This is a genomic window from Acidovorax sp. Root568 (genome assembly GCF_001427445.1).
Classification (GTDB): Bacteria; Pseudomonadota; Gammaproteobacteria; order Burkholderiales; family Burkholderiaceae_C; genus Acidovorax; species Acidovorax delafieldii.
In genome coordinates this window covers 99,571-125,772 of sequence record NZ_LMGP01000010.1, presented here as the reverse complement: position 1 = coordinate 125,772, position 26,202 = coordinate 99,571, and the positions used below count along the sequence as shown (strand labels likewise).

Genomic DNA, 26,202 nt, shown 5'->3' with positions numbered 1-26,202 from the left:
CCGCCCCCTTTGCATCGCCCCATGAAGATCACCCGACTCACCACGTTCATCGTTCCGCCACGCTGGTGCTTCCTCAAAATCGAAACGGACGAAGGCATCACCGGCTGGGGCGAGCCCGTGCTGGAAGGCCGCGCGCACACCGTGGCGGCTGCGGTAGATGAACTGGCCGACTACCTCGTTGGCAAAGACCCGCGCCACATCGAAGACCACTGGACGGTGCTGTACCGGGGCGGCTTCTACCGAGGCGGCGGCGTGCACATGAGCGCGCTGGCCGGCATCGACCAGGCACTGTGGGACATCAAGGGCAAGGCACTGGGCGTACCCGTGTCCGAGCTGCTGGGCGGCAATGTGCGCAGCCGCATCAAGGTCTACAGCTGGATCGGCGGCGACCGCCCCAGCGAAACAGCCGCCGCTGCCCAGGCCGCCGTGGCGCGCGGCTTCACGGCCGTGAAGATGAACGGCACCGAAGAAATGCAGTACGTGGACAGCTACGACAAGGTGGAACGCTGCCTGCAAAACGTGGCCGCCGTGCGCGAGGCCGTGGGGCCGAATGTGGGGATTGGCGTGGACTTCCACGGCCGTGTGCACCGGCCCATGGCCAAAGTGCTGGTCAAGGAGCTGGAGCCCTACAAGCTCATGTTCATCGAAGAGCCTGTGCTGAGCGAACACGAAGAGGCGCTGAAGGAGATTGCCCGCATCTCCTCCACCCCCATCGCCCTGGGCGAGCGCCTGTACTCGCGCTGGGACTTCAAGCGCGTGCTGCAGGGCGGCTATGCGGACATCATCCAGCCCGACCCCTCACACGCAGGCGGCATCACCGAAACCCGCAAGATCGCCAGCATGGCCGAGGCCTACGACGTAGCCCTCGCCCTGCACTGCCCGCTGGGCCCGATTGCACTGGCGGCCAACCTGCAGCTGGATGCGGTTTGCTACAACGCCTTCATCCAGGAGCAGAGCCTGGGCATCCACTACAACCAGGCCAACGACCTGATGGACTATGTGTCCAACCCCGGGGTGTTTGCGTACCAGGACGGGATGGTCGCCATCCCCACCGGGCCGGGGCTAGGGATTGAGGTGAACGAAGACTATGTGCGCGAGCGGGCGCAGGAGGGGCACCGGTGGAGAAACCCGGTGTGGCGGCACCGGGACGGGAGTTTTGCGGAGTGGTGAGGTGGTTGGGCGCATTGTTATTGATACGGGGCGGTTTACTCCAGAGTATCGATGGCGCTGTACCTCAGCTTGCCCAGGGCTTCGGCAACCTCGGCTCGAACGGGGCTCATGAATGGATTGCGCCAGATCAATAGGCTAGGAGCAGTCGCCCAGTTTCATCTTTCGAACGCTTGCTGGTACGGGGATGATTCTGTCAGCTCAGAGAAAGTCAGAGCGGTTTGGGCAAATCACAGGCTGCAAAAAGCGCGACACGAGCTTCATCAAGCACCTCGACAAGCTCGTCTGCAACAAACTGTCTGCTTCCGATTTCAAGCAAACCTTCGCCTTGCAACACGTGTGCCAGCCGGTAAGCCCGCTCTAACAAGGCTGCAGCTTCAGGCAACTCCTTTTGTCCGCTCATGCTGTGTCAGTGTGCCTGGATCAGGTTGGCTGCACCCAATCCGAGGAACACCATAAAAAGTGCCTTCTGGAAGACGGGACCGACAAGGCGGCTACGTAGCAGCTCACCAAGCTTGAGCCCGCTCAATGCGCCGATCAATGCTCCACCGACTGCAATAGCAACAGACGACGAGATCAACCCCAAAGGGGCGGACATCTGCACTTTCACGGCGAGCGACAGAGTGGCCACGGTGAATGAAAGGCCCAGCGCTTGCACCATCTCGTCCTTGCCCAGCCGCAGCGTCTGCAAGTAGGGAACCCAGGGCAATACGAAGACGGCAGTGAGCGCCGTCACGAACCCAGTGGCCGCGCCTGTCGGCAGGCTGAGCCATTTGCTGGTGAGTGAAAGATCGGGCAGCTGAGGTCGCCACAAGCCCCAGATGCCATAGGCCATGAGAATCCCGCCCAGCCAGCCCTTGGTCGTTTGTGCGGAAACGGCGTCCCCCAGACCGGGCGCGCTCACAGTCACGATCGCGATTGCCAGCCAACCAGGCCACAGCCGGGATACCAGTGAGCGCAGGTGAGGACCACGGCATTGCGCGATATTGGTTGCCAGCGAGGGTATGACCAACAGTGCGGCCGCTTGCACAGGAGGCATCCACAGCCCGAGCAAGCTCACGGCCACTGCAGGCAGTCCCATGCCGGTGACGCCCTTCACACCACCGGCCAGAACGAAAACAACGACCACCATCAAGAGCTGCAAAATGTCCATGCCCTATGGTGTGTGCATGGCCCAAGTGCTGTCCATCGGATTGCAGTGAACAGATCCTTCACGTATTCCGTAGGATGGCGGTCATGAGTACCCCTAAGCGCCGCACCACGGACTACCGCGTTGATCCGTTTGACCTGCACCTCTTTGCCGCCGTGATGGAGCACGGAACCATCACTGCCGCTGCTTCGTCCGTGAATCTGTCGTTGGCTGCGGCCAGCGCTCGCCTCAAGGGTCTTGAAGACGCGACCGGTTCGCGGTTGTTGGAGCGGTCCAAATCGGGCGCAATACCCACCGATGCGGGACGCGCTCTGCTGCGCCATGCCAACCGCGTGCTGGCTGAGCTCGAATCGCTGCATGTAGAGATGGCGAGCTTTGGTCATGGATTGCGCGGGACCGTTCGGCTGCTGTGCAACACAGCCGCCATGTCCGAGAGCCTTCCGCGCACGATTGGCCAATTCTTGGTGAAGACCCCTGATCTTGATGTGGACGTGCAAGAGCTTTCGAGCGAGGCGGTTGTGGAGGCATTGCGCCGTGGCACCGCCGACCTGGGCATCGTCGCCGATTACGTCGACACCTCTGGGCTGCTTGTGCAGCCATGGGTCGATGACCGTCTGGTGGCACTCTTGCCAAAGCGCTGGTCTTTGGGCCGCCGCCGTTCCGTGGCGTATGGCGAATTGCTAGTGCATCCCTTTGTGGGTTTGGCCCGGGAGAGTGGACTCAGCCGCTTTCTGGCAGCGCAGGCCAGTCGCAGTGGCCGGGTCCCGCGCCATCGGGTGCGTCTGGGCGGATTTGACGCTGTCGCGCAATTGGTAGCCGAAGGCGTGGGAGCGGCGGTCATGTCCGAGAGCGCGGCTGCGCGCTTTGCCAAGTCAGGTACCCAGATCCTAGGACTATCTGATGCTTGGTCTCGGAGAAAGCTGCTCGTTTGCATGACCCCGGCAGGCAGCGAACTGCCCAGCGTGAGCGCGCTGGGCAATGCGCTGCTGACAGCGCGACCGCAGGTTGGGAACCGGTGAGCAGAGGACGTTGGCAGGGTATGGGATAAGGATTGCTGTTGCCCGGTAGCCTGCTATCAGCGTCAGAACACTGACCGGCCGCAAACGCTACGTTGCAGCCTCACGCAACCGCTTCCAATTTTCCTGCGGCATAGACGGCCACGCGACAACAACTTCCGGTTGTTAGCCCAATGGCGGGCAGGAGCGTCCTCATTCAGGCCCCTGGGGACTCATTGCTTCAACCTCGGAATGTCACCGTGGGGATGCTCACATTTCAATAGCTGCTAGCGCCCACCCATATTGCGCTAGGTGCCGATCACACCCCCAACTCCTCTGCAACCCTGTTCTACCCTTGTTCAAAAAACAGTCCCTCCCAGACACTGTGATTAAAATCAGTATCCTGCCAGCCCACCCACTCCTCCATGACGGTGCTGCCCTCCCCCAACTCGGACTCCCCGCCCTCCATCACCCGCTTTCACCGCACGCGCCTGATGCAGATCTGGCGCTCGGCAGGCTGGCCGTGCAAGGATGGTCTGGAGATCGACCTGCTGGCTGCGGGCCTCATCAGTCTGCACATTGCGGCCGATGGTTACGAAACCCTGCGCCTCACCGACGAAGGCATCCGCACGCTGGCGCAGGCCCGCCAGCGTGGCGTGCGGGCGCTGAGCCTGCACGACCGGCTGGGGCAGAAGTTTGCAGCGCAGTTGCTGGCTTCGGGCCGCATCGTGTGGACCGAACTGTCACTGCGCGCGGTGATCGACACCGTGCCGATGGGGGATGTGGTGCCGACTGCGGCCACGGCCGATGCGCCCGCCAACACTGCGCCCGCCATGGCGCCGCTGTGGGCCGAAGATGACCACGCCCCGGCTGCCCGCGCCGCTGCCAATGTGTGGCGCATGGCCCGGCCCGATCTGTTCTCGGTGCGCAATACCTCGGTGCCCGCCTACCTGCAGCCCATGGTGCACGAGGTGAAGGCGAGCCGGGCCGACCTGCTGTCGGACCTGCGGCACGATGCCAAGCGGCAGGCCTATCAGTGGTTGTGCGAGGAGTGCTACTACGTCTTCCCGGCAGGCATAGCCGAGCCCGACGAGATCCCTCAGCACTTCGGCATCTGGGTATTGCACGGCAGCGTAGATGACGGGCGCTTTGAGCTGCTGCGCCCCGCGCGGCACAACCGCTGCACCCTGCCCTTTTCTGTGTGGATGGCGCTGTGCAAGGCCACGCCGCTGCGCAGCGATGACGACATGGCTCAGACCCATTTGGGCGAGCCTGCTCCTCCCGCCACCGACACCCCGACCACCCCGCCATGACCTATACCGTGGCGGTGCGCGAGCTGTGCGAGTTCACCGCCAAGCAGGGCGACCTGGACCTGCGCTTTACGCCTGCGCCCACCGCGCTGGAGGGCATGGCGGGCCATGCGGTGGCAGCGTCGCGCCGGGGTGCAGGCTATCGCGCCGAAGTGGCACTCAGCGGCAGCTACCAGAGCCTGCGCGTGCGCGGCCGGGCCGATGGCTACGATCCCGCGCAGCAGCGCATCGACGAGGTCAAGACCTTCAAAGGGCGGCTGGACCGCCAACCCGCATCGCACCGCCACCTGCACTGGGCGCAGGCCAAGGTGTATGGCTGGCTGCTGTGCGAGCAGGAGCAGCTGGCGCACATCGACGTGGCGCTGGTGTATCTGGACGTGGGCACGCAGCAGGAGACGGTGTTCACCGAACACTGCAACGCCGACGACCTGCGCCAGCACTTCGAGGCCCAGTGCCAGCGCTTCATTGCCTGGGCCGAACAGCAGGTGGCCCACCGTGCCGCACGCGATGCGGCACTGACCACCTTGGCGTTTCCCTTTGGCGACTTTCGCACCGGCCAGCGCCCGCTGGCCGAGGCCGTGTACAAGACGGCAGTGGCGGGCCGCTGCCTGCTGGCCCAGGCGACCACGGGCATTGGCAAGACCATGGGCACGCTGTTCCCACTGCTCAAGGCAGCACCGGCCCAGCGCATCGACAAAGTGTTCTTTCTGGCCGCCAAAACCTCGGGGCGGCAGATGGCGCTGGATGCGCTGGCGCGCCTGGCCGACAGCGCACAGGCGCTGCCCCTGCGTGTGCTAGAGCTGGTGGCGCGCGACAAGGCGTGCGAACACCCAGACAAGGCCTGCCACGGCGAATCCTGCCCGCTGGCCCGGGGCTTTTACGACCGGCTGCCTGCCGCCCGCGCTGTCGCCGTGACCCCCGCCAGCGCAGGCAACCCCGCGCCCGTCCTGCAACAAGCCCGTGTGCGCGACGTAGCCCTGCAGCATGACGTCTGCCCCTACTACCTGAGCCAGGAACTGGCCCGCTGGGCCGATGTGGTGGTGGGCGACTACAACTACTACTTTGACCTGGGCGGGCTGCTGCACGGCCTGGCCCAGACCAACCAGTGGCGCACGGCGCTGCTGGTGGACGAGGCCCACAACCTGGTGGAGCGCGGCCGCAAGATGTTCACCGCCGAGCTGCACCCCGCCGCCTTGGCCCAGGCCCGCAGCAGCCCCACCGCTGCGCAGCACGCGCCGGTGAAGAAGGCGCTGGACAAGGTGCGCCGCGCCTGGGTGGCGCTGGACAAGGCGCACCCGGCCCCGTACACGGTGCTCGAAACCTTCCCCGACAAGCTGCTGGCCGCGCTGCAGCAGTGCACCACCACGCTCACCGAACACTTCACCGACCACCCCACGGAGCCAGACGGCGCGCTGCAGACCTTCTACTTCGACGCCCTGCACCTGCAGCGCATGGCCGACCTGCTCGATGCGCATTCGATGGTGGACATCACCCAAACTTCGTCAAGCCACCACCAGCGGGCCGCTAAACCCGGCGATTCCGTGGTCTGCATCCGCAACGTGGTGCCCGCGCCCTTCTTGCAACCCCGCCTCGCAGCGGCACACACCAGCACCTTGTTTTCGGCCACGCTGCAGCCCGCGCGCTACTACGCCGACCTGCTGGGCCTGCCCGACCACCATGTATGGGTGGATGTGGAATCGCCCTTTGCCGCACACCAGCTGCAGGTGCAGGTGGCGCGCCACATCTCAACGCGCTACCCGCACCGCGCGGCATCGCTGGCACCGATTGCGGCGCTGATGGCGCAGCAGTTCCGTGCGCGGCCCGGCAACTACCTGGCGTTTTTCAGCAGCTATGACTACCTGCAGCAGGCTGCTGCATTGTTTGCGCAGCAACACCCCGACGTGCCGCAATGGTGCCAGTCGCGCCGCATGCTGGAGGGCGAGCAGCGCGATTTTCTGGCGCGCTTTACCGACAGCAGCCAGGGTATTGCCTTTGCTGTGCTGGGCGGCGCGTTTGCCGAGGGCATCGACCTGCCGGGCAAGCGGTTGATTGGCGCCTTTCTGGCCACGCTGGGCCTGCCGCAGGTCAACCCCGTCAACGAGCAGATCCGCGAGCGCATGCAGGTGCTGTTTGGCGCGGGCTACGACTACACCTACCTCTACCCCGGCCTGCAAAAGGTGGTGCAGGCCGCAGGCCGCGTGATCCGCACGCCCAGCGACGAGGGCGTGGTGCACCTGATGGACGACCGGTTTGCGCAGGCCCAGGTGCGTGCGCTGCTGCCTGCATGGTGGCAGGTGGACTGAGAGGCTAAGAGGCTGAGAGTCTTTTGCCTATGCCCGCCTTGCACGCCATAACACCGCTGCTCGTCGTTGCAAATGCGCGCCATAGCCCGAGCTATGGCTGTGCCTTGCGCCTCGATCAGCGGTGTTATGGCGCACCTTTCGGGCACTGGCGAAAAACTCTCAGCCTCTCAGCCACAAAAAAAAGGCCGGTCACCTGTTGGGGACCGGCCTTGCAAAGGCCGCCAAAGCGGCACACAGAGAGTCAATCTTCAGGATGCAACGGGCTCCGTCACCACCAGCTCCTTGGCCTTGCCACGCTGGCGGAAAAACGCCACCGTTTGCCACAAGACGAATGCGGCGATCAGGCTGATCAGCGTGCCGCTGATAGGACGGTTGATGAACACCTCAAAGCTACCGCGCGACAGCAGCATGGAGCGGCGGAAGTTCTCTTCGAGCATGGGGCCCAGGATGAAGCCCAGCATCAGCGGCGAGGGGTCCATCTCCAGCCGCATGAACAGGTAGCCCAGTGCACCAAACGCCACAGTGATGAACACATCGTCCAGGTTGTTGTTGATGCTGTAGGTGCCAATGCAGCAGAAGAACAAGATCGCGGGGAACAACACGTTGTACGGGATCTTGAACACCGACAGCCAGTAGCGCACCAGCGGCACGTTCAGCACCAGCAGGAAGCAGTTGCCAATCCACATGCTGGCGACCAGACCCCAGAAGAGTTCGGGGTGGCCGGCAATCATGTTGGGGCCGGGCTGGATGCCCTTGATGATGAACGCGGCCATCATCAGCGCCATCACGGCGTTCTCGGGGATACCGATGCTCATCAGCGGGATGAAGCTGGTGCGTGCAGCCGCTTCGTCCGCTGCAGCCTGGCCAGCCACGCCTTCGATGCAGCCGGTGCCGATTTCGTGACGGTACTTGCTGACCTTCTTGTCCAGCGCATAGGCCGCAAACTGGGCGATCACGGGGCCGCCGCCGGGCAGGATGCCCAGGATGGAGCCCACAACGCTGCCACGCAGTGCGCTGGGGATGATGCGCTTGAACTCGGGCCAGGTGGGCATGAGCTTGATCTTGCCGTTGAAGGGCGAGCGCTCTTCACGCGAGTCCAGGTTCTTGGCGATCTCTGCAATGCCGAAACAGCCCAGCGCAATGCTCACAATGCCCACGCCGTCAGCCAGGAACGGAGCGTCCCAGGTGAAGCGGGCCAAGCCGCTGTTCACGTCGGTACCGATGGAGCCCAGCAGCACGCCCACCATGCACATGGCCAGGCCATTGAGCAGGCTGCCGGTGGTCACGAAGCTCACGCATACAAAACCCACCAGCATCAGCGCGCAGTAGTCGGCAGGGCCAAACAGAAAGGCCACCTCGCCCAGACTGGGCGCCAGGAACGCCAGCACCACAATGGCCACCGTGCCCCCGATGAAGCTGGAGAACCCGGCGGTGAACAGGGCCAGCCCCGTTTTCCCTTTCAACGTCATCGCATACCCGTCGATACACGCCACGATACTGCTCGCATGCGGGATCTTCATGGTGATGGCGCTCACGCTGTCGCCGTATTGCGCACCATAGTAAATACCGGCCAGCATGATGAGTGCGCCGGTGGTGTCGATGGAATAGGTCAGCGGCAGCAGCAGGCTGATGGTGGCCAGCGGGCCCAGGCCCGGCAGCAAGCCCACCAGGGTGCCCACCGTGCAGCCCAGGGCGCAGAACATCAGGTTCTGCAGCGTCAGCGCGTGGCTGAAGCCAAACGCGAGGTTGTTCAAGACTTCCATGGCGGCGACCTCAGTACAGCGGCAGGCTCACGCCCAGCAGCTTTTGGAATGCAAACGCGATGCCGACCAGCACCGCAGCGATCTTCAGGTTGCGCTTCCACGAGTACGACGTACCCGCAAACCCCGAGCAGAACACCAGAAACACGATGCCCGCGATCATGTTCACAAAGTGCGACAGCGCCGCAAAGCCGCACAGGCTGCCCAGAATGATGGCGATGTTGCGCACCTGGAAGTCCATGGGCACCGGCGCCACCAGGCGCGCGCGCACCACGGTGATGACCCCGATCACAAACAGCATGCAGCTGACGATGAACGGGAACATGCCCGGCCCTGCGCGGCCGAGCGTCCCCAGCGAATAGCTCATGGACGGCAGGCCAAAGCCCAGCGCCAAAGCCATGAGGGCAAAGCCTCTGAGTAGATTGCGGTTGATCATGTAAAGGTTGTCTCCTGATAGGCTGGACGACCCCATCCGGCGGTGCAAACGGCGCGCAGGGCTGGGGTATGCTGACGGGCAGACTATCTCCATCGAACCTGATCGCAGGCTGATCTTGGCCATGCGTAATTTCACGTAGAACCCCGACCTCCATGCGCCTCCTCCTGGTGGAAGACGACCCGGTGCTCAGCCGCACCATGGCCCAGGGCCTCGAAAACGCGGGCCACCGTGTCGAGCTGGCCCATACCGTCGAAGAAGCCCAGCACTGGTGGGCCGTACAGGCTTTCGACGCTGTGCTGCTGGACCTGAACCTGCCCCACGCTGCCCATGCGCGCAGTGGCCTGGGCAGCGGCCTCACCGCCCTGCGCAGCGCCCGTGCGCGCGGCGACCGCACCCCCGTGCTGGTGCTCAGTGCCCGCGACAGCACCGAGGAGCGCATTGCCGGGCTGGACGCGGGCGCCGACGACTATCTGGGCAAGCCCTATGAACTCAAAGAGGTGGAAGCGCGCCTGCGCGCCCTGCTGCGGCGCGCCAGCGGCACCGCCGACATCGTCACCGTGGGCCAGCTGGTGCTGGACCGCCAGGCGCGCCGCGTCAGCGTGGCCGGGCAACCGCTGGAGCTGCCCGCGCGCGAGTTCGATTTGCTGTGGGAGCTGATGACCCCGCCCGGCCGTGTGCTGAGCAAGGGCGACTTGTCCTCGCGCCTGTCGGACGGCAGTGAGGTGGTGGGCGAAAACGCGCTGGAGGCCTCGTTCTCCCGCCTGAGGCGCAAGATTGCGGGCAGCGGCGCGGCCATCCGCACGCTGCGTGGGCTGGGTTACGTGCTAGAGGATGACGTTGGCCAGTCCTGAACCCGGCCCCGCACCGCTGCACCAGCAGCCGCCCGACCTGCGCCAGCGCATCGGCCGGCGCGTGCTGCTGTCACTGGTGCTGATCTGGGGGCTGGGCAGCACGGTGGTGCTGGGCGTGGGCAACCACTTTGTGGCCGAGGCATTTGACCGAGCGTTGCTCGACGACGCACACGCCGTGGCCGCCCATGTGCGCGGCGGCCAGCCGACAGATCCTGCGCGCGACCCTTTGCGGCTGGACCTCACGCCGCGCGAGGTGGGTCTGCTGCGTTTTGACCAGAGCGAAACCGTATGGTTTGCGGTGTACGCGCCCGATGGCAGCTTCATCGCAGGCGACCCCCATTTGGCGCCGGGCGTGGTGGCGGCGGGCAGCAGCCACGCCTTTTCGCAGCTTTCGCAAGACGGGCGCGAGCTGCGGCGCGCCACCTTGCAGATTGCGGGGCCGCCCTCTTTCACCGTCGTCATGGCGCAGACCACCGCCGAGCGCACGCAGCTGCTGCGCAGGCTGCTGGTGTACTCGGGCCTGGCCCAGCTGTGGCTGCTGGTGGTGCTGGGGTCGTGGCTGCTGCGTGGCATCGAGCGCGACCTGCATCCGCTGGGTGCACTGCAGGACGCCATGGACCAGCGCGACGCTGCCGACCTGCAACCCCTGCCGCCCGCGCTGACGCAACAGGCCAGCACCAGCGACGTGCAACGCCTGGGCGTGGCCCTGGACGGCTTGCTGGCGCGGGTGCAGCAAAGCCTGCACGCGCAGCGCGAATTTGCGGGCAACGTGGCGCACGAGCTGCGCACTCCGCTCGCTGGCATCCGCGCCCAGGCCGCCCACGCACTGGCCCACAACGACCCGGCCGTCTGGCGCAGCGAAATCGAGGGCATCGCCCAAGCCGAACAGCGCGCCAGCCGCACCGTGGACCAGCTGCTGGCCCTGGCCCGTGCGGCCGAGGGTGGCATCGCGCTGACGTTGCAGCCCTTGGCCTTGCACTCGCTGGTGCGCGACGTGCTGCTGCGCTACCTGCCACGCGCCGATGCCCTGGGAGTGGACCTGGGCGCCGAGGGGCTGGACCAGGCCGTGGTGGTGCGGGGCAACACAGCGCTGGTCGAAGGCATCCTGAACAACCTGCTGGACAACGCACTGCGCTACGGGCGCGGCACGCCACCCCGCATCACCGTGGCGCTGCACACCGAGCCCGGCTTTGGTGTGCTGCGCGTGACCGATAACGGCCCCGGCGTGGACGCCACGCTGGCGCAGCAGCTGCAACAGCGCTGGGCGCAGGGCGACCAGGGCCAGCGCCTGGGCCAGGGTGCAGGGCTGGGCCTGGCCATCGTGGCGCGGTATGTGCAGCTGATGGAAGGACGGCTGGAACTGGCGGCAGCCAGCGACACAACCGACGGATCTGGCCTCGCGGCCAGCGTGTGGCTGCCGTTAGCGCCCAATGCGCCTGCCCCCTCCAGCACGCTCCCCACAACCCCATGACGAGCCCGCCCGACCCAGCACTGACCGAGGCAGAGCAAGCGGCCTTCCTGCAGTCCATCGCCCGCGTGCGCAGCGCGGCCGGGCGGGCCTTGCGGGCGGTGCAGGCCCACGCCATGCAGGGCGCTGCAGCCCATGGCACCGAGGCCAACGCCGCCGCCCAGGCCGCCGTCGATTTCATCGCCCAACTGCACAAGGGCCTGGATACCGTGGCAGAACAAGCCCGCGCCACCGGCCCCCAGCCAGCGTGCCAGGCGGGCTGCGCGCACTGCTGCCACCTGCGCGTGGAGGCGACGGAGCCCGAGGTGCTGCGCATCGCCCAGCACCTGCGCACGCTGCCCGGCGCGGACCAGGCCACAACCCTGCTGCGCCTGCAGCAGCACGTGGCGGCGGCAAGCGCGGGCAGCACACGCCAGCCCTGCAGCTTCCTCGTCAATGATCGGTGTGCCATCTACAGCGTGCGCCCTGCCGCCTGCCGCAAGGCGCATTCCTTGTCGGCTGCGCACTGTGCAGAGCAATCTCCCACCATCCCGCAAAACCTGCGCCTGCTGGTGGACGCCGAAGCGCTGATGGCCGGCACCGCCCTGGCCTACCGCGACCAGCCCTTGCCCGCGAGCGCCCACGAACTCAACGCCGCCGTGCAGGCAGCCCTGGGCGGCACACCGCTCGACGCACCCAGCGCTCTGCTGCGCTGGTACCGGGGTGACGAAGGCGCGCTGGCCCTGCCCACCACATTGCCGTGAAAGCCCACGCGCCTTGATGTCCGTCAAGACCCACCGCAACCAGCCGCCCACAATGCAGCCAGCCCCGCAGCCGCCTGGCCGTGCGGCCGAACTTCTCGACGACCCCCCGCCTCACGCCTGATGACCCAGCCCACCCTCCGCTCCTGCGCCCCCCTCCACCTGGCAGCCGCTGCCGCCATGGTGGTGGGCCTGGCAGGCTGCAGCAAGCCCGAAGCCACCGGCCCCGCCACCACCAGCTTCGATGCCATCACCACCGCGTGCACCCAGTTCCTGGCCGCACGGCAACCCCATGTACTGCCTGGCGCCGCGGGCGACTGGACCCTGACCGGCTACAGCCCTGCCCTGGTCCAGCCCGAAGTCACGCGCACCGAATCCACCGTGACACCCTACGTAGGCAAACTCGTCATCAAGGACAACGAGGCCCAGGCCCACGCACCCACCGAAGCCGCCGCCCAGGCCATCACCCTCACCCCCGCGCACCTGCTGTCCAACCGCACGCACACCTTCATCTACAGTTTTGACGGCACCCAGTGGCGCTGGCAGAACGGCCAGCGGCTGACCAAGATACCGGGGCAGAACGACCGGCTGGAGGCCGTGGCGCTGGCGGATGTCTCGGCAGCAGGGCCCAGGGGGTTTGCGGGGTGCTTGCCGCGTTGAGTCGGATCAACACGCTCTCTTTTTGATAGCTATTACCGCATGATTCACTGGCGCTTCCGGCTGTTTTTGATCAAATTCCGCATCAAAACAGCACAGCGCCGCCCACCTCCGCCTCGTGCAGCCTGGTGCCGCACGCCGGCCCTGAGGGCCGTCGCGCAGCCAAGCCATTCACACCGCTCATTCCAGGTCGGCATCCAGCCGGGCGATAAGGCCCTGCGCATTCACGGTGATGTCGAGGTTGCCGATCTCGTGACCAAAATCCCCCGTGAAGTCCACCCGCACCCTCGCGCGCTGCGGCCCCAGGCGTTGCATCGACAGGAACCGGGTCACCGTCTGGTAACCGACGAAGTACTGTTCGACATAGCGGCGTATTCCGGCATGGCCATCAAAACGGTGGCCCGTGGAGGGGTCGTCGATCACGGCATCGTGTGCAAAAAGGGCGAGCACCCGCTCCACCGCCAATGCGTTGGTGGCCGCGATCAGCGCATCCGCCACGTGGCGCAGGTGTTCGTGCGTCGGGGCCATCGCACCATGCCGCAGGCCTGCAGCGTCGTCCCTGCTGGCTGGCCCGCTGGCGCTTTCTGCCAAAGGTTGACCCGGCTGGCTCATGGCAGCACGCTCACCACCACCTTGCCAAGGGCGCGGCCGCTGGCGACCAGGGCGTGCGCCGCTTCGGCCGTGTCCAGCGTGAAGCTGGTCAGGTCGAGCAATGGCTCCAGTTGCCCCGCTTCCGCGAGCAAGGTGGCCTGCTCCATGATCTCGCCGTGGTGTTCACGGAACTCCCCCGTGAGGATGGGAAGCAGCGTGAACACCCCAGAGAAAGTAGCACCCCGGAACGACAGCGGCGCCAGCTTGTGGGTGCCCCAGCCCAGCGAAGTCACCACACGGCCCGAGTAGCGGCGGACCGCCACAAACGACGCATCCAGCACTGGCCCACCCACGGTGTCGTAAACGATATCGAAGCCCTGGCCGTCGGTGAACGCGTGGACATAGGCCTCGACCGAAGTCGTTTCATGGTCAATCGGCGTGGCGCCCAGGGACCGGATGTAACCGGCCTGCGCCGCCGTGCCCGTGGCGAACACTTCGGCACCCCGCGCGCGGGCCAGCTGCACCGCCACATGGCCCACGCCCCCGGCGCCGCCATGCACCAGCACCTTGTGCCCGCTGCGCACGTTGGCGCGGTCCACCAGTCCTTCCCAGGCGGTGATGAAGACCAGCGGCAAGGCCGCTGCCTGGCGCATGGTCAGCCGGCCCGGCTTGTGGGCCAACAGGCGTGCATCCACCGCCGCGTATTGCGCCAGGCTGCCTTGCAGCCCGCCAATGCCGCCGGTAAATCCATACACCGCGTCCCCCACCTTGAAGCGAGAGACGCCCTGCCCCACCGCCTCCACCACGCCGGCGAGGTCCATGCCCAAAACGGCGGGCAGCGGCTGCTGGGCGTGCTCGGCGGCGCCCGCGCGGATCTTGGTGTCCAGCGGGTTCACGCCGCTGGCGTGGATGCGGACCAGCACCTGGCCCGCCGCGGGCTGGGGCCGGGGCAGCAAGGTGGGGGTCAGTGCGCCGTGGGGGGATGCGAGCACCAGGGCCTGCATGGTGGGGACGGGAGAGGTGGACATGGCGTTTTCCTTCGCGGGGTTGAACAGTGCCGCCAGTTTTCACCTTTCGCTTTTGAATGAAAATCCACAAGATTGAAACCTTGTCATTCACTTTTGTATGATCCAGCCAATGAACTGGGATGACGTACAGGTGTTCTTGGCCATTGCCCGGCACGGCACGCTGGGTGCGGCAGGCCGCGCCCTCCAACAAAGCCAGCCCACCATGGGCCGCAGGCTGAAGGCGCTGGAGCTTTCTCTGGACCACACCCTGTTCCAGCGGACCTCCGAGGGTTTCGTCTTGACCGACGAAGGAGCCGCCGTGCTGCGCCACGCCGAGGGCATGGAAGCGCAGGCGCTGTCGTTCTCCCGCCAACTGGACGGCGCAGACCAACAGCTGGAAGGCGCGCTGCGGGTATCGACCTCTGACTGGTTTGGACTGCATGTGCTGGCGCCGCTGTGCGCCGCGTTCACCAACCACCACCCCCGCGTCAGCATCGAACTCCTGACCGATGCGCGCCTCTTCAGCCTGGCGCGCCGCGAGGCGGACCTGGTGGCGCGCATCGTTCCTTTTGACGAGCCCGACGTCATACAGCGGCGGCTGATGCATGTGCCCTATGCGCTGTACATGCAGCGGGGCGCAGACATGCCCACGGACGATGCGGACGTTCGCCTCATCACCATGGACCTGGGCTTCAGCGAGATGCCGGACGCGGCCTGGCTGCGCGAAGCCTTTCCTTCGGCGCGCATCGCGTTTCGCAGCAACAACCGGCACGTGCAGGCCGTGGCCTGCGCATCGGGCGCGGGCCTGGCCGTACTGCCTTGCCCGTTGGGTGACTCACACCCCGGCCTGCAAAGGGTGGAGGTCGCCCCAGCGCCGCCAGGGCGCGATGTGTGGCTGGGTTACCACCGGGACCTGCGCCGGGTCCCCCGGCTGCGCGCGCTGGTGGAAATGCTGATGCAAGCGCTGGGCCCTGCTCAGGGCGATGCAGGCGACCAGGGCGGCTGACAAAACGCTGGGAGCTCCGTCGCAGCGCTTGGCTGATGGCGGTCAGCGACCCAGCCCCGCCCCAACGGCCAGCACATGCTCGATGAAGCTGTGACACGGGTGGCTCTGGTGCGCCAGCACATCTGCCTTGACCAAGATGCCCAGCGGCCCCACCGCCTGTGACTTCCACGGCAAGACCGCCAGCTCTCCACGCTGAACCAGCGGCCGCAGCAGGCTGGCGGGCGCGCACATCAGCATGTCGCTGTCGGCCAGCATGGCGTATGCAATCTCGGTCGAACGGCTCGACACGCGGCACAGCTCGGGCACACCACCCAGTTCATCGAAGAGGCTCTCCACCTGCTGGGGTCCCAGCCCGGTCAGGGGTGGGGCCAGCCAGCGCTGCGCCAGCAGCTCTGCGGCGGTGACGGTGGCCTGCCGGGTCAGAGGATGCTCCGGGCGACAGGCCACCACAAACCCATCCTGCAGCGCGGCGCAAAACGCGAACCCTTGCGGCAGCGGGGTCGGTTCGCGGCAGATGGCCAGGTCCAGCGTCCCCTCCTGGATGCTCTCCAGCAAATTGTCGATCGTGACCTCGTGGACATCGATGGCCGCATCCGGGTGTGCGGCAACGTAGGTCGGGATGGCCATCGTGAGCAGGCCGTTGATGCCCGCCGCAATGCTGCCGATGCGGATCAGCGCAGACGCTGCGCCCTGCTGCAACAGCGCAGCATTGCCTGCGGCGGCCTGGAGCGGAACCAGCGATGCGCGCAACAGCGGCAGGACCGCCTCTCCCAGGCGGGTCAAGCGCATGCCCTTGGAGTGCCGCTCGAACAGAGGGCCGCCCAGAGAGCTTTCCAGCTCGACCAGCGCATGGGTCGCGGCGGGCTGGCTCAGGCCAATGGAGGAAGCCGCCCGGTGCAGGCTCTGCAGGTCGGCGATCGCAATGGCCAGCTGCAGGTGCTTGAGGCGCACCCGCCCCAGGATGCGGTTGAACAGGACGGAAGGCGTCAAATCCGGCATGACTTATTCAAAAATTGAATTCACTTGAAAAAGAAGCATTGGCCTTGCGGAGTCTGCTATGGAACGATCTCGCGCTGGCAAGGGGCAAACCCACGCCAGATGCATTCAATTAACGAATCTTATTCCCGCACCAGCCCGCCGCTGGATGCGAGAGATCTCAGGAGACAAACCACCATGCCATCACCTCAGCGCCAGCCCCTGCGCACGATCACTTTGCGCCCCACCCACTTCCTGCTCGCTCCGGTCGTGGGCGCCCTCCTGGCCATGGGCCAGGCACAGGCCGCAGACACCCTGGACACCGCCTGCAAGACCACCGCCGAATGCCAGGCACAGGTCGCCAAGATCCAGGGTCTGGTCAAGGGGGACGCCACGAGCGCCTTGTCCAAGTCGCAGGACACCTTCTACTGGTTTGGCCGCATCAACATGGCGTCGACCGTGGTCAACGTGGAGCAAGGCATCATCCCCAAAGCCCAGGCAGGCCGCATTGCGCGGGGCGTGGAGTTGTCGATCACGCAGGCAACGGCCCCGGGTGGCAAGCGCCCCACCGATGTGCTGCAGGTCGAGAAGATCATCACGGACGCCGTGGGCCCCGAGGCCACGCTGATCCACACCGGGCGCAGTCGCCAGGACATCCACTCCACCCTGAACGCCGCGCAGTTGCGCCTGGAGATGCTGGACTTTGCCGATGCCCTGGACCAGGTGCGCGCACGGCTCATCACCATCGCACAGGCGCACACCGCCACCTATGTGCCCGCCTACACCAATGGCGTGCAGGCCATGCCCATCAGCTATGGGCACTACCTCATGGCGTTTGCCGATTCGTTCGCCCGCGACTCGGCCCGCATCCGCGAAGCCTACGCGCGCATCAACCTCAGCCCCATGGGCACGGCCGTGCTGGCCAACTCCAGCTGGGGCATCAACCGGGAGCGCCTGGCGCAACTGCTGGGGTTTGACGGGCTCATCGTCAACTCGCTGGATGCCGGGCAGATCAGCACGTATGACATCCCGATCGAGGCCACGTCCATCGCCAGCTCGACCGCCATCCGCGTGGGCGCTTTCATGCAGGATGTGCACACCCAGTACCACCAGACCCGGCCATGGCTGCTGCTGGCCAGCTCCAAGACCTACACCAGCAGCGCCATGCCGCAGAAAGCGAACCCGGGCATCATCCAGAACACCCGCGCCAAGGCCAGCGATGTGGTGGCGTCGGCCCAGGCATCGCTGTGGCGCGCCCATAACGTCACGCCCGGCATGATCGACTACAAGAACACCTGGAGCCCCGGTAGCGCCAAGACTTTTGTCCAGGGCGTGGAGATGCTGCAGCAGTTGGCCGATGTGCTGGACTCGCTGCGCATCGACCCGGCCCGCGCGCTGGACGAACTGGAATCCGAATGGACCACGTCGATGGAGCTGGCCGAAACCCTGCAGCGCACCCATGCCATTCCGTTCCGGGTGGGCCACCACTTTGCGTCGGACGTGGTGGTGTATGCCAAGGAGCGCAACATCCGGCCCAAGGACTTTCCGTACGCCGAAGCCGTGCGCATCTACCGCGAAGCGGGCAAAAAGTACGACATCAAGGACCAGCGCCTGCCGCTCACGGAGAAGGAATTCCGCCGCGCCCTGTCCCCCGCCGAGATGGTGCTGACCCGCACCGGCACAGGCGGCCCCCAGCCCCAGGAGGTCGCGCGCATGGTGGCCGCTGCCAAAGACACGCTGGCCAAGGACCGCGCCTGGTCGGGTGAAGCCCGGCAGCGCCTGCTGGCCGCCGAGGCGGCGCTGAACGCGGCGTTTGAGGGCGTGAAGTCACTGCCCTGAACGGGGGATGTCCGGGGGCGGGCCTGAGGAGAACAAAAAACCGGCGGCGTCGCCTGCGTCATTCCAGCCTGCGCCCGTCGGTGTCATCTGCCACGCCATCACCGCCCTGCTGCACCGCTTTTTCGACCGCTTCGCGCGTGAGCGTCGGCACAAAGCTTTCAATGAACCGGTAGGCATACCCGCGCAGCCAGGCACCTCGCCGCAGACCCAGCCGGGTGAGGTTGACCTCGAACAGATGGCCCGCGTCGATGAGCCGCAGGTGGCGGTCGCGCTCTTCATCGACCGCGATGGACGCGACGATGCCCACGCCCATGTCCAGCTCCACATAGGTCTTGATCACGTCAGCGTCCATGGCGGTGAGCACGATGTCGGGCGCAATGCCTTCGCGCGCAAAGGCCTCGTCGATGTGCGCACGGCCGGTGTAGCCCAGTTCGTAGGTGATGATGGGATATTGCGCCAATTGCTCCAGCGTCACCGGGCCGGGCAGGTCCAGCAGGCGGTGGCCCGGGGGCACCACGATGCTGTGCGTCCAGCGGTAGCACGGCAGGGTGACCAAGGCGTCGTAGCCGGCCAGCGCCTCGGTAGCCACGCCGATGTCGGCCTCGCCGGACAACAGCATCTCTGCCACCTGGCGGGGCGAGCCCTGGTGCAGGTGCAGCGACACCTGCGGGAACAACGCCCGAAAGTCGCGCACCACCTGGGGTAGCGCGTACCGCGCCTGCGAGTGCGTGGCCGCCACCGACAGGCGCCCCTGCGCGCTGTCGCTGAAGTCCTGGCCGGCACGCCTGAGGTTGTCGGCCTCCAGCAGCAGGCGCTCCACCGTCGGCAACAGCACTTCGCCAGGCGGTGTCAGGCCCGTGAGGCGCTTGCCCGCCCGCACAAAAATCTCCACGCCCAGTTCTTCCTCCAGCTCGCGGATCTGGCGGCTCACCCCGGGCTGCGAGGTGTGCAGGATGTGTGCCACTTCGGTCAGGTTGAAGCCCCGCCGCACGGTTTCGCGCACAGAGCGCAGTTGCTGAAAGTTCATGGATAAAAGCCGGTCTCACAATGTCGATGTGACTGCCACCGCGCGGGGACCGTGTTGGCGACGGCCCCATGCGTTCCGTAGCCAGACAGCCCGTAGCGCAGGGGCCTGTAAATACTATGTTTTTAATAGCATCAAGCGCATATTCCACTGGCGCATCAGTCACTTTTCTTTGGTTTTTTGCCCGTACGGGCCTTACATGCCCCGCTGGGACAGGTCGGGCACATAGCGGTCGGCCTGGATGTCGGGCGACAGCCCGTGGGTGATGACCTCGTCGGTGATGGGCAGGAACTGCGCATTCCACTGCTCCCACGCCGCGCGCAGGCGCTCGAACACCTCGGGGTGCTTGTGGCGCAGGTTTGCGCGCTCCAGCGTGTCGTCCTCCACGTCGAACAAAAACTCGTTGTCGTTGATCTTGAGGTACTTGAAACGGCCCTCGCGCACGGCGCGCTGGCGCTGCGACTTGTAGCGCCAGAACAAGGTGCGCGGGTGCACGGGCGCGTGGCCTTCCAGCACGGGCAGGATGTCTTCGCCGTCGGGCGGGTAATCGGCGCTGGGCACCACCCCTGCGCCTGCGAGCAGCGTGGGCAGCCAGTCCATGGTGGCGGTGACCTGGTCGCTCACCTGCGGTGCAATGCGCGCAGGCCAGCGCAGCAGCGTGGGCACGCGGATGCCGCCTTCGAGCAGCTCGGTCTTCTGGCCGGTGAAGGGCCAGGTCTTGGAAAAGCGCTCGCCGCCGTTGTCGCTGGTGAAGACGACGATGGTGTTGTCGGCCAGGCCTTGTGCCTTGAGTGCATCCAGCACCTGGCCCACCGCCTTGTCGAGCGAGCGCACCATGCGCGCATAGGTGGCCAGGTTGCCGCCGTCGTAGTGAAAGAGGTCTTTCAGGCCCAGCGAGATCTCTTCGTCCTCGGGCCCCACCCAGGGCCAGTGGGGCGCGGTGAAGTGCAGCGACAGAAAGAACGGCTTGGCCGCGCTGCGCTCGCCGATCCAGCGCGTGGCCTCATCGGCCAGCAGCTGGGTGTAGTAGCCCACGCGCTCCACCGGCACCTCGCCTTCGTACAAATCGCGCGCCACGGCATCGCCCACGCCGGGCTTGTGCGTGAAGTAGTCGATGGCACCGCCATAGTTGCCAAAGAAGCGGTCGTAGCCACTCTTGAGCGGGCCGAAGGTGGGCAGGCTGCCCAGGTGCCACTTGCCAATCAGCGCCGTGTCATAGCCCGCATCGCGCAGCAACGATGGCAGCGTGGGGTGCTCCGGCGGCAGGCCGTGCACATGGGCCTTGCGCACCAAGGGTTCCTCCAGCCCGCCGCGCAGGCGGTACTGGTAGCGCCCGGTGATCAACGCAAACCGCGTGGCCGAGCACACAGCCGAGTTGGCATAGGCCTGGGTAAAGCGCACGCCCTCGCCCGCCAGCGCATCGAGGTGCGGCGTGATGAAGTCGGCCTGGCCGTACACGCTCAGGTCGGCCCAGCCCAGGTCGTCGGCCAGGATGAAGACGATGTTGGGTGCCTGCGTAGAAGCAGTGAGGGTGGTGGTGCTCATGCAGCCCCCTTGGCCTTGCCAGCGGCATCGGTCTCGCGCCACTGCTTGTCGAGCTTGAGGTCCTTGACGGCCTGCTGCACGAAGGCGGGCTGGAACCAGGCCTTCACGTCAAACGTCTGGCGGATCAGCCCCAGCTTGACGCCGTCATCCAGCACGCCCTGGTAACCGGCGATGAAGCCCTCGTCGAGCAGCGGCGAATATCGGGCGGTCAGGTTGTCGCCCGCCAGCTCTTCGCGGAACGAAAGCTCGGGGTTGCCGCTGTTGTCGGCATACAGCTTGATGAGCGCCTCGCGGTTGCCCTCTTGCGAAGACCAATGGGCGGCGCGCACCAGTTGGGTCACCAGGCGCTGGGTGAGCTGCGGGTTCTGTGCAGCGAAATCCTCGGTGGCCAGGATGCCGGAGTTGATGGTGTAGTCCGGCCCACGGCCCTTGGTGCTCAGCGCAATCTGCGCGCCCTGGGCTTTGAGCAGGAACAGGTCCGAGCCGCCGAACGTGGCGTCGATCTGCCCAGCCACCACGGCGGCCTTGGAGGTGGGCCAGTCCATGTTGATGAGCTTCACGTCCTTTTCGGTCAGGCCCGCCGTGGCCAGCAGGTTGTCGAAGGTGCGCTGGTAGGCGGTGCCCTTGAGCACCGTGACCTTCTTGCCCTTGAGGTCGGCCACGGTCTTGATGCTCACGCCGGGCGCCGTGGCCAGATAGCTGTTGCTGCCCCGGCCCGTGGCCGCAATGAAGCGGGTGGGCAGACCGCGCGCACGGCCAATGACGGCGGCCAGGTCGCCCAGCGAGACGATGTCGAGCTGCTTGGCCGACAGCGCCTCGTGCACGGCCGGGCCTGCGCCGCGAAAGAAGTTCCACTCGATCTTGATGCCGTCCTTGGCAAATTCATCTTCCAGCCACTTGTTGGCCTGCAGCACCGCAAACACGCTGCCGCCCGGCGAGGGCTTGCCGGCCGTACCCAGGTCGGGCGAGCCGATGCGGATGACCTTGGCGGGCGACTGGGCGCGCAGCACCATGGGGGCAGCCAATGCGGCAGCGCCAGTCACCAGCAGCGAACGGCGCGTGGAGAAAACGAGGGGGTTTTGTTGTGTCATGGGAATCTCGGGGATCGGTAAAAGGGGAACAAACAATCAAACGGCAAATTGCCACTGCGCGGCAGGCGCCAGCTGCTCGCCGCGCTTGAGCGGCGGCTCGGCCAGGTCGGCCGCCGGGTGGCCAGAGAACTCGCGCAGCACGCTGTCCTTGATGGCGGTGAACGCGTGGGAGGTGCGCTCGCGCGGATGGGGCAGCCCCACCGGAACCGTGCGGCGGATGCGGCCGGGGCGCGGCTCCATCACGACCACGCGGTCGCCCAGGTACACGGCCTCTTCCACGTCATGGGTCACCAGGATCATGGTGATGCCCTCCTGCTGCCAGATGCGGTGCAGCTCCTGCTGCAGGTGGGCACGGGTCATGGCGTCGAGTGCGCCAAAGGGTTCGTCCAGCAGCAGGATGTCGGGCCGGTTGACCAGCGCCCGCGCAATGGCCACGCGCTGCGACATGCCGCCCGAGAGCTGGTGCGGGTAGGCGGTCTCGAACCCCTCCAGCCCCACCAGCGCAATGTGCTCGCGCACGGTGGCGCGCTGCAGGCCTTCGGTCAGGCTGGAGTTGAGCAGGCCCAGCGCCACGTTCTTCTCGACCGTGAGCCAGGGGAACAAGCGGTGCTCCTGGAACACGATGCCCCGGTTGAGGCTGGTGCCCACAATGCGCTGGCCGTTCAGCAGGATTTCGCCCTGGTAATCGCCCTCCAGGCCAATCACCAGCCGCAGCAGCGTGGACTTGCCGCAGCCGCTCGAGCCCACGATGCTCACGAACTCGCCGGGCTCGATGATGAGGTGGATGTCCTGCAGCACGGGCAGGGCTTCGCCCTTGACCTCGTACTGCTTGTTCAGGCCGCGAATGGCCAGGGTACCGGCGTGTGCCATGGTGTGTTCCTTTTCAAATGACGTTGTTCTCAGCAATGGCCCGCAACTGGCGCGGCCCAGGCCAGTGCCCCCGGGGAGCTGGCTTTGCCAGGCCCCTGGGGGCGTCCCCCTGAGGGGGATGGCGCGCAGCGCCTCAGGGGGCTCAATACCTTGCGATCGTGCGATCACGCCAGGCCAGCAGGCGCTTTTCCAGTGCGGCCAGCAGCGCGTTCAGTACAAAGCCCACCAGGCCCACCACCACCACGCCAAACAGCACCAGGTCCATCCAGAAATGCTCGCGCCCGTCGATCAGCGTGTTGCCAATGCCCTTGCCCGAGGCCAGCAGGTATTCGGCCCCCAGCGTGGCCAGCCAGCTGTAGATGAGCGAGAGCTGGATACCGGTGAACAGTGAGGGCGCGGCGGCAGGCGCCACCACGCGGCGCAGCGTTTGCCACACGCTGAACTCGTACACGCGGGCCACCTCCAGGTACTCACGCGGCACGCTGCGCAGGCCCTCCAGCGTGTTGAGCACCACCGGAAAGAACGCCGCCATGGCCACAAACGCTACCTTGGCGGTATCGCCCAGGCCAAACCACATCGACAGCATCGGAATCCACGCAAACAGCGAGATCTGCTTGAGCGTGTGGAACGTGGGCCCCGCCAGCCGCTCGGCCCAGCGCGACCAGCCCAGCAGCGCACCCACCGCCAGCCCGATGCCGGAGCCAATGCCGAACCCCCAGCCCATGCGCCACAGGCTGGCCGACAAGGCCACCCACAGTTCGCCGCTGACAACCTGGCCCACACCGCGCTGCCATACGGCCAATGGCGATACCAGCAGGGGCGAATCGGACGTTCCCGAAGCCACCACCGCCCACCACACCGCCAGGATCAGCACGGGCAGCAACCAGCCCCGCAGGCGTGCGGGCACTTTTTGGAACACGTTGCGTTGCACGTTCACAGAAGACATTGGCACACCCCGTTCACAAACCCGGCTTGCGCCAGCGCAGCAGCCAGGCCTCGGACACGGCCAGCAGCTTGTCGATCACAAACCCCACGATGCCCACGGCCAGCACGGCGGCCAGCACCACGTCCAGCTGAAAGAGCTGGCGGCCATAGACGATGAGGAACCCAATGCCCTCCGATGACGCCAGCAGCTCCACCACCACCAGCGCCAGCCAGGCATGCGTGAGGCCATAGCGCACGCCGTTCCAGATGGGCGCCGTAGCTGCCGGAAACACCACCTTGCGCAGCATCTGCCAGCGGGTGAAGCCATACACACGCGCCACCTCCACCAGCCGGTTGGGCACGTTCTGAATGCCCTGGCAGGTGTTGATGGCCACGGGCACCAGGGCCGCCTTGGCGATCAGCAGAAACTTGAGCCCCTCGTCAATGCCCACCACCAGGATCAGCAGCGGCAGCCAGCCGATCACCGGCACCTGGCTGAAGGCCTTGAACAATGGGAAGAAGTAGTCACGGAATGTCGGCGACAGGCCCATGGCACCACCCAGCACCAGGCCCAGCGACAGGCCGATGCCAAAGCCCGCAAACACGCGGACCATGCTGATGCGCAGGTGGTCCCACAACTCTCCGCTGGCCAGCAGCTCGCCAAACACCTTGAACACGGCGGCGGGCGGGGGCAGCACCTGCTCGGGCACCCAGCCCCACAGGGCGGAGAGCTGCCACAGCGCCAGCACGGCCAGCGGAAAGGGCCAGGCCCAAAGCGAACGCCTCGCCCAAGTCCAGGCGGCGTTTTGCCTTACCGCTGGGGGGCGGCGTGTGGGAGCATCCGGCAGCGCGTCCAGCGGGCTCACGGGGCTGCCTGGCCCGGCCGCGTTCAGTGCGGGTATCGCCATCTTTTGCATTTCCTTTGTGGGTGGTGGAGCTGCTACCACCTGGGGTGAGCGCAGCGCCATCGATAACAACCAAAAGAAATGTAAAAGACGTTTGTTATAAAAATAAATGGTTAATACTCATATGCAATGACAAAGATGTTTGCGGCATGAGCAGCGACGCCTGCGTTATGAGGTTGCCTCGGCGCAGGCACAAAAAACCCGCCGCGCACAAGGTGCGGGCGGGTTGCAACGAGCGGTGGTGAGCGGCTTTTTCCCGGGCTTGGACACCGTGGTTTGGATTGGAGACCTGGATCAGGGGGCGGCGACCAGATCCCCATTGGCGCCATACACAGGCCAGTAGCTCTCCAGCTTCAGCTCCTTGAGTGCAGCGTTCAGATAGCGGCGGTCAAACCAGCTATCGATCTCTGGCTTCTTGCGGATGAGTTTGAGCTTGTGGGCCTCGTCGGCCGCGTCCTTGTAGCGCGCCACCAGAAATGGGTCGAGCAGTGGCGACAGGCGCACGCGCAGCGGCTGTCCAATAAAGTCTTCGCGCCACACCTTCTCGGCGTACTCGGCCTTGCCCCACTGCGCAAACAGTTCGGCACGGCGGTTTTCGTCGGAATATTTATGGGCGTACAGCACCACCGTCTTGACCACGCGCTCCACCGCCTTGGGGTGGCGGGCGGCGAAGTCGTCGGTCACCAGCAGCGCCGTCTGGCGGGTGTACTTGTAGGAATCTTCCGCAGCCGACCACACCACCTTGGCCAGGCCCTGGTCACGCAGCTTGAAAAAACCCACATAGCCAAATGCGGCGTCGATGTCCTTGCTGACCAACGCCGCCTCAGCGCTGGGCAAATCCAGATTGAGCAGTTTCACATCGCGCTCGCTCAGACCCTTGTCGGCCAGCGCGCGCACGGCTGCCAGATGCAGGTTCGTGCCCTTGAACACGGCCACCTTGCGGCCCTTGAGGTCTTCCAGGCGGCGGATGTTGGAGTCGGGCGGCACCGCAAGGTAGAGCCCGCCGCGCACGCCACTGCCCAGAATGATCTTGGTCTTCACGTCACTGGCCCGGTGCACGATAGAGGGCAGGTCGCCCTGCCACGCAAAGTCCAGTTGCTTGTTGACCAGTGCCTCATTGACGGCCGGACCCGCGCCCTTGAAGAAGGTCCATTGCACCTTCACACCGTCCTTCTTGAACTCTTCTTCCAGCCCGCCATCGGTGTAGGCCAGCGCGGCCGAGGTGCCACCATGGCGCACCGGGTCGCTGCCCACACCGCCGGTGGCGATGCCGATGCGGATCACCTTCAGGGGATCTTGCGCCTGTGCGGCTGCGCTACCCGCCCACAGGCCCAGGGCCACCGCTGCGCTGGCTGTCGTGGCGGCCGCCCAGAGCGCTGTTTTCCATTGCGTTTTTTTCATCTGTTGACCCTTCGTGCCTGTTGTTTTACCTGTTGTCGTTCCGGTGTGCGTGCGCAATGTGCTGCACACGTCGCCGATCACTCTAGGCAGGCCCTGCGCGTGGGCCAACGACCAAAAACAGATATCCAAATTTGCGGATGGCAGGCCCACGCGCGCCAGTGCAAGGCGCAGTTTTCCGACTATGCAT

24 protein-coding genes are annotated in these 26,202 nt (G+C 65.9%); 10 read left to right on the top strand and 14 right to left on the bottom strand.

All coding sequences use genetic code 11. The features are described 5' to 3' along the window. Positions 1-9: 9 nt before the first annotated feature. Complete coding sequence (gene dgoD / locus ASD75_RS07185; RefSeq protein WP_255356267.1) at positions 10-1,170, top strand: galactonate dehydratase; 1,161 nt, start codon at positions 10-12, stop codon at positions 1,168-1,170. A gap of 208 nt (positions 1,171-1,378) precedes the next feature. Here dgoD and ASD75_RS23635 read toward each other — a convergent pair whose 3' ends face one another. Then, on the bottom strand, positions 1,379-1,570 hold the full coding sequence (locus ASD75_RS23635; protein WP_156400960.1) for a hypothetical protein: 192 nt from the start codon (positions 1,568-1,570) through the stop codon (positions 1,379-1,381). A gap of 6 nt (positions 1,571-1,576) precedes the next feature. Next, positions 1,577-2,320, bottom strand: coding sequence for a sulfite exporter TauE/SafE family protein (locus tag ASD75_RS07180; protein WP_056744319.1), 744 nt, complete (start codon positions 2,318-2,320; stop codon positions 1,577-1,579). A gap of 83 nt (positions 2,321-2,403) precedes the next feature. Between ASD75_RS07180 and ASD75_RS07175 the strand changes: the two genes are divergently transcribed. The 3 genes from ASD75_RS07175 (at position 2,404) to ASD75_RS07165 (ending at position 6,925) form a co-directional block, all read left to right on the top strand. After that, positions 2,404-3,336, top strand: a complete 933-nt coding sequence (locus ASD75_RS07175; protein ID WP_162251079.1) for a LysR family transcriptional regulator — start codon at positions 2,404-2,406, stop codon at positions 3,334-3,336. A gap of 401 nt (positions 3,337-3,737) precedes the next feature. Further along, positions 3,738-4,625 (top strand): hypothetical protein, encoded by an 888-nt coding sequence (locus ASD75_RS07170; RefSeq protein ID WP_082564927.1) that lies wholly within the window; start codon positions 3,738-3,740, stop codon positions 4,623-4,625. Then, on the top strand, positions 4,622-6,925 hold the full coding sequence (locus ASD75_RS07165; protein ID WP_056744315.1) for an ATP-dependent DNA helicase: 2,304 nt from the start codon (positions 4,622-4,624) through the stop codon (positions 6,923-6,925). Before ASD75_RS07170 ends, ASD75_RS07165 begins: the two co-directional genes overlap by 4 nt. Before the next feature lie 248 nt (positions 6,926-7,173). Here the strand turns inward: ASD75_RS07165 and ASD75_RS07160 are convergent, their stop codons facing one another. Further along, positions 7,174-8,688 (bottom strand): tripartite tricarboxylate transporter permease, encoded by a 1,515-nt coding sequence (locus tag ASD75_RS07160; protein ID WP_056744313.1) that lies wholly within the window; start codon positions 8,686-8,688, stop codon positions 7,174-7,176. 10 nt (positions 8,689-8,698) lie between these two features. Further along, a complete protein-coding gene (locus tag ASD75_RS07155) occupies positions 8,699-9,121 on the bottom strand; it encodes a tripartite tricarboxylate transporter TctB family protein (RefSeq protein WP_056067517.1) in 423 nt (140 codons plus the stop codon). 152 nt (positions 9,122-9,273) lie between these two features. Between ASD75_RS07155 and ASD75_RS07150 the strand changes: the two genes are divergently transcribed. The 4 genes from ASD75_RS07150 to ASD75_RS07135 all read left to right on the top strand — a co-directional run bounded on the left by ASD75_RS07150 (position 9,274) and on the right by ASD75_RS07135 (position 12,840). Beyond that, positions 9,274-9,972 (top strand): response regulator transcription factor, encoded by a 699-nt coding sequence (locus ASD75_RS07150; RefSeq protein ID WP_056067514.1) that lies wholly within the window; start codon positions 9,274-9,276, stop codon positions 9,970-9,972. After that, positions 9,953-11,443: a sensor histidine kinase gene (locus ASD75_RS07145; RefSeq protein WP_056744311.1), complete on the top strand. Its 1,491-nt coding sequence runs from the start codon at positions 9,953-9,955 to the stop codon at positions 11,441-11,443. Before ASD75_RS07150 ends, ASD75_RS07145 begins: the two co-directional genes overlap by 20 nt. Beyond that, positions 11,440-12,183, top strand: a complete 744-nt coding sequence (locus ASD75_RS07140) for a YkgJ family cysteine cluster protein (RefSeq protein ID WP_056744308.1) — start codon at positions 11,440-11,442, stop codon at positions 12,181-12,183. The genes ASD75_RS07145 and ASD75_RS07140 overlap by 4 nt, the downstream gene beginning before the upstream one ends. Positions 12,184-12,303: 120 nt before the next feature. Next, positions 12,304-12,840: a hypothetical protein gene (locus ASD75_RS07135; RefSeq protein WP_056744306.1), complete on the top strand. Its 537-nt coding sequence runs from the start codon at positions 12,304-12,306 to the stop codon at positions 12,838-12,840. Between the two features lie 177 nt (positions 12,841-13,017). Here the strand turns inward: ASD75_RS07135 and ASD75_RS07130 are convergent, their stop codons facing one another. Beyond that, the gene (locus tag ASD75_RS07130; protein WP_235511560.1) at positions 13,018-13,449 is read right to left on the bottom strand and encodes a nuclear transport factor 2 family protein; all 432 of its coding nucleotides are present in this window, start codon (positions 13,447-13,449) and stop codon (positions 13,018-13,020) included. After that, positions 13,446-14,456, bottom strand: a complete 1,011-nt coding sequence (locus ASD75_RS07125; RefSeq protein WP_056744304.1) for a zinc-dependent alcohol dehydrogenase family protein — start codon at positions 14,454-14,456, stop codon at positions 13,446-13,448. Before ASD75_RS07125 ends, ASD75_RS07130 begins: the two co-directional genes overlap by 4 nt. A 109-nt stretch (positions 14,457-14,565) precedes the next feature. Between ASD75_RS07125 and ASD75_RS07120 the strand changes: the two genes are divergently transcribed. Further along, a complete protein-coding gene (locus ASD75_RS07120; RefSeq protein WP_056744302.1) occupies positions 14,566-15,441 on the top strand; it encodes a LysR family transcriptional regulator in 876 nt (291 codons plus the stop codon). Positions 15,442-15,483: 42 nt separating this feature from the next. Here the strand turns inward: ASD75_RS07120 and ASD75_RS07115 are convergent, their stop codons facing one another. Further along, the gene (locus ASD75_RS07115) at positions 15,484-16,440 is read right to left on the bottom strand and encodes a LysR family transcriptional regulator (RefSeq protein ID WP_056744300.1); all 957 of its coding nucleotides are present in this window, start codon (positions 16,438-16,440) and stop codon (positions 15,484-15,486) included. A gap of 174 nt (positions 16,441-16,614) precedes the next feature. Between ASD75_RS07115 and ASD75_RS07110 the strand changes: the two genes are divergently transcribed. Then, positions 16,615-18,255: an argininosuccinate lyase gene (locus ASD75_RS07110; RefSeq protein WP_056744297.1), complete on the top strand. Its 1,641-nt coding sequence runs from the start codon at positions 16,615-16,617 to the stop codon at positions 18,253-18,255. Positions 18,256-18,313: 58 nt separating this feature from the next. Here ASD75_RS07110 and ASD75_RS07105 read toward each other — a convergent pair whose 3' ends face one another. The 7 genes from ASD75_RS07105 to ASD75_RS07075 form a co-directional block, all read right to left on the bottom strand. Then, positions 18,314-19,282, bottom strand: a complete 969-nt coding sequence (locus ASD75_RS07105; RefSeq protein WP_056744295.1) for a CysB family HTH-type transcriptional regulator — start codon at positions 19,280-19,282, stop codon at positions 18,314-18,316. Positions 19,283-19,474: 192 nt separating this feature from the next. Continuing rightward, a complete protein-coding gene (locus ASD75_RS07100) occupies positions 19,475-20,824 on the bottom strand; it encodes a sulfatase (protein ID WP_056744293.1) in 1,350 nt (449 codons plus the stop codon). After that, positions 20,821-21,915 carry an ABC transporter substrate-binding protein gene (locus tag ASD75_RS07095; protein WP_056744291.1) on the bottom strand — a complete coding sequence of 365 codons (1,095 nt, stop codon included), beginning with the start codon at positions 21,913-21,915 and terminating at the stop codon, positions 20,821-20,823. Before ASD75_RS07095 ends, ASD75_RS07100 begins: the two co-directional genes overlap by 4 nt. A 36-nt stretch (positions 21,916-21,951) precedes the next feature. Beyond that, positions 21,952-22,785 (bottom strand): ABC transporter ATP-binding protein, encoded by an 834-nt coding sequence (locus tag ASD75_RS07090; RefSeq protein WP_056744289.1) that lies wholly within the window; start codon positions 22,783-22,785, stop codon positions 21,952-21,954. A 142-nt stretch (positions 22,786-22,927) separates the two neighbouring features. After that, the gene (locus tag ASD75_RS07085) at positions 22,928-23,731 is read right to left on the bottom strand and encodes an ABC transporter permease (protein WP_056744288.1); all 804 of its coding nucleotides are present in this window, start codon (positions 23,729-23,731) and stop codon (positions 22,928-22,930) included. 13 nt (positions 23,732-23,744) lie between these two features. Continuing rightward, complete coding sequence (locus ASD75_RS07080; protein WP_056744286.1) at positions 23,745-24,617, bottom strand: ABC transporter permease; 873 nt, start codon at positions 24,615-24,617, stop codon at positions 23,745-23,747. Between the two features lie 291 nt (positions 24,618-24,908). Further along, positions 24,909-26,015 (bottom strand): ABC transporter substrate-binding protein, encoded by a 1,107-nt coding sequence (locus ASD75_RS07075; protein WP_056744284.1) that lies wholly within the window; start codon positions 26,013-26,015, stop codon positions 24,909-24,911. Positions 26,016-26,202 lie beyond the last annotated feature (187 nt).

What these genes read in the sequence shown, in the direction of transcription:
- ASD75_RS23635 (WP_156400960.1), bottom strand. Translation starts at nt 1,570, where the DNA reads ATGAGCGGACAAAAGGAGTTGCCTGAAGCTGCAGCCTTGTTAGAGCGG.
- ASD75_RS07180 (WP_056744319.1), bottom strand. Translation starts at nt 2,320, where the DNA reads ATGGACATTTTGCAGCTCTTGATGGTGGTCGTTGTTTTCGTTCTGGCC.
- ASD75_RS07175 (WP_162251079.1), top strand. Translation starts at nt 2,404, where the DNA reads ATGAGTACCCCTAAGCGCCGCACCACGGACTACCGCGTTGATCCGTTT.
- ASD75_RS07170 (WP_082564927.1), top strand. Translation starts at nt 3,738, where the DNA reads ATGACGGTGCTGCCCTCCCCCAACTCGGACTCCCCGCCCTCCATCACC.
- ASD75_RS07165 (WP_056744315.1), top strand. Translation starts at nt 4,622, where the DNA reads ATGACCTATACCGTGGCGGTGCGCGAGCTGTGCGAGTTCACCGCCAAG.
- ASD75_RS07160 (WP_056744313.1), bottom strand. Translation starts at nt 8,688, where the DNA reads ATGGAAGTCTTGAACAACCTCGCGTTTGGCTTCAGCCACGCGCTGACG.
- ASD75_RS07155 (WP_056067517.1), bottom strand. Translation starts at nt 9,121, where the DNA reads ATGATCAACCGCAATCTACTCAGAGGCTTTGCCCTCATGGCTTTGGCG.
- ASD75_RS07150 (WP_056067514.1), top strand. Translation starts at nt 9,274, where the DNA reads ATGCGCCTCCTCCTGGTGGAAGACGACCCGGTGCTCAGCCGCACCATG.
- ASD75_RS07145 (WP_056744311.1), top strand. Translation starts at nt 9,953, where the DNA reads ATGACGTTGGCCAGTCCTGAACCCGGCCCCGCACCGCTGCACCAGCAG.
- ASD75_RS07140 (WP_056744308.1), top strand. Translation starts at nt 11,440, where the DNA reads ATGACGAGCCCGCCCGACCCAGCACTGACCGAGGCAGAGCAAGCGGCC.
- ASD75_RS07135 (WP_056744306.1), top strand. Translation starts at nt 12,304, where the DNA reads ATGACCCAGCCCACCCTCCGCTCCTGCGCCCCCCTCCACCTGGCAGCC.
- ASD75_RS07130 (WP_235511560.1), bottom strand. Translation starts at nt 13,449, where the DNA reads ATGAGCCAGCCGGGTCAACCTTTGGCAGAAAGCGCCAGCGGGCCAGCC.
- ASD75_RS07125 (WP_056744304.1), bottom strand. Translation starts at nt 14,456, where the DNA reads ATGTCCACCTCTCCCGTCCCCACCATGCAGGCCCTGGTGCTCGCATCC.
- ASD75_RS07120 (WP_056744302.1), top strand. Translation starts at nt 14,566, where the DNA reads ATGAACTGGGATGACGTACAGGTGTTCTTGGCCATTGCCCGGCACGGC.
- ASD75_RS07115 (WP_056744300.1), bottom strand. Translation starts at nt 16,440, where the DNA reads ATGCCGGATTTGACGCCTTCCGTCCTGTTCAACCGCATCCTGGGGCGG.
- ASD75_RS07110 (WP_056744297.1), top strand. Translation starts at nt 16,615, where the DNA reads ATGCCATCACCTCAGCGCCAGCCCCTGCGCACGATCACTTTGCGCCCC.
- ASD75_RS07105 (WP_056744295.1), bottom strand. Translation starts at nt 19,282, where the DNA reads ATGAACTTTCAGCAACTGCGCTCTGTGCGCGAAACCGTGCGGCGGGGC.
- ASD75_RS07100 (WP_056744293.1), bottom strand. Translation starts at nt 20,824, where the DNA reads ATGAGCACCACCACCCTCACTGCTTCTACGCAGGCACCCAACATCGTC.
- ASD75_RS07095 (WP_056744291.1), bottom strand. Translation starts at nt 21,915, where the DNA reads ATGACACAACAAAACCCCCTCGTTTTCTCCACGCGCCGTTCGCTGCTG.
- ASD75_RS07090 (WP_056744289.1), bottom strand. Translation starts at nt 22,785, where the DNA reads ATGGCACACGCCGGTACCCTGGCCATTCGCGGCCTGAACAAGCAGTAC.
- ASD75_RS07085 (WP_056744288.1), bottom strand. Translation starts at nt 23,731, where the DNA reads ATGTCTTCTGTGAACGTGCAACGCAACGTGTTCCAAAAAGTGCCCGCA.
- ASD75_RS07080 (WP_056744286.1), bottom strand. Translation starts at nt 24,617, where the DNA reads ATGGCGATACCCGCACTGAACGCGGCCGGGCCAGGCAGCCCCGTGAGC.
- ASD75_RS07075 (WP_056744284.1), bottom strand. Translation starts at nt 26,015, where the DNA reads ATGAAAAAAACGCAATGGAAAACAGCGCTCTGGGCGGCCGCCACGACA.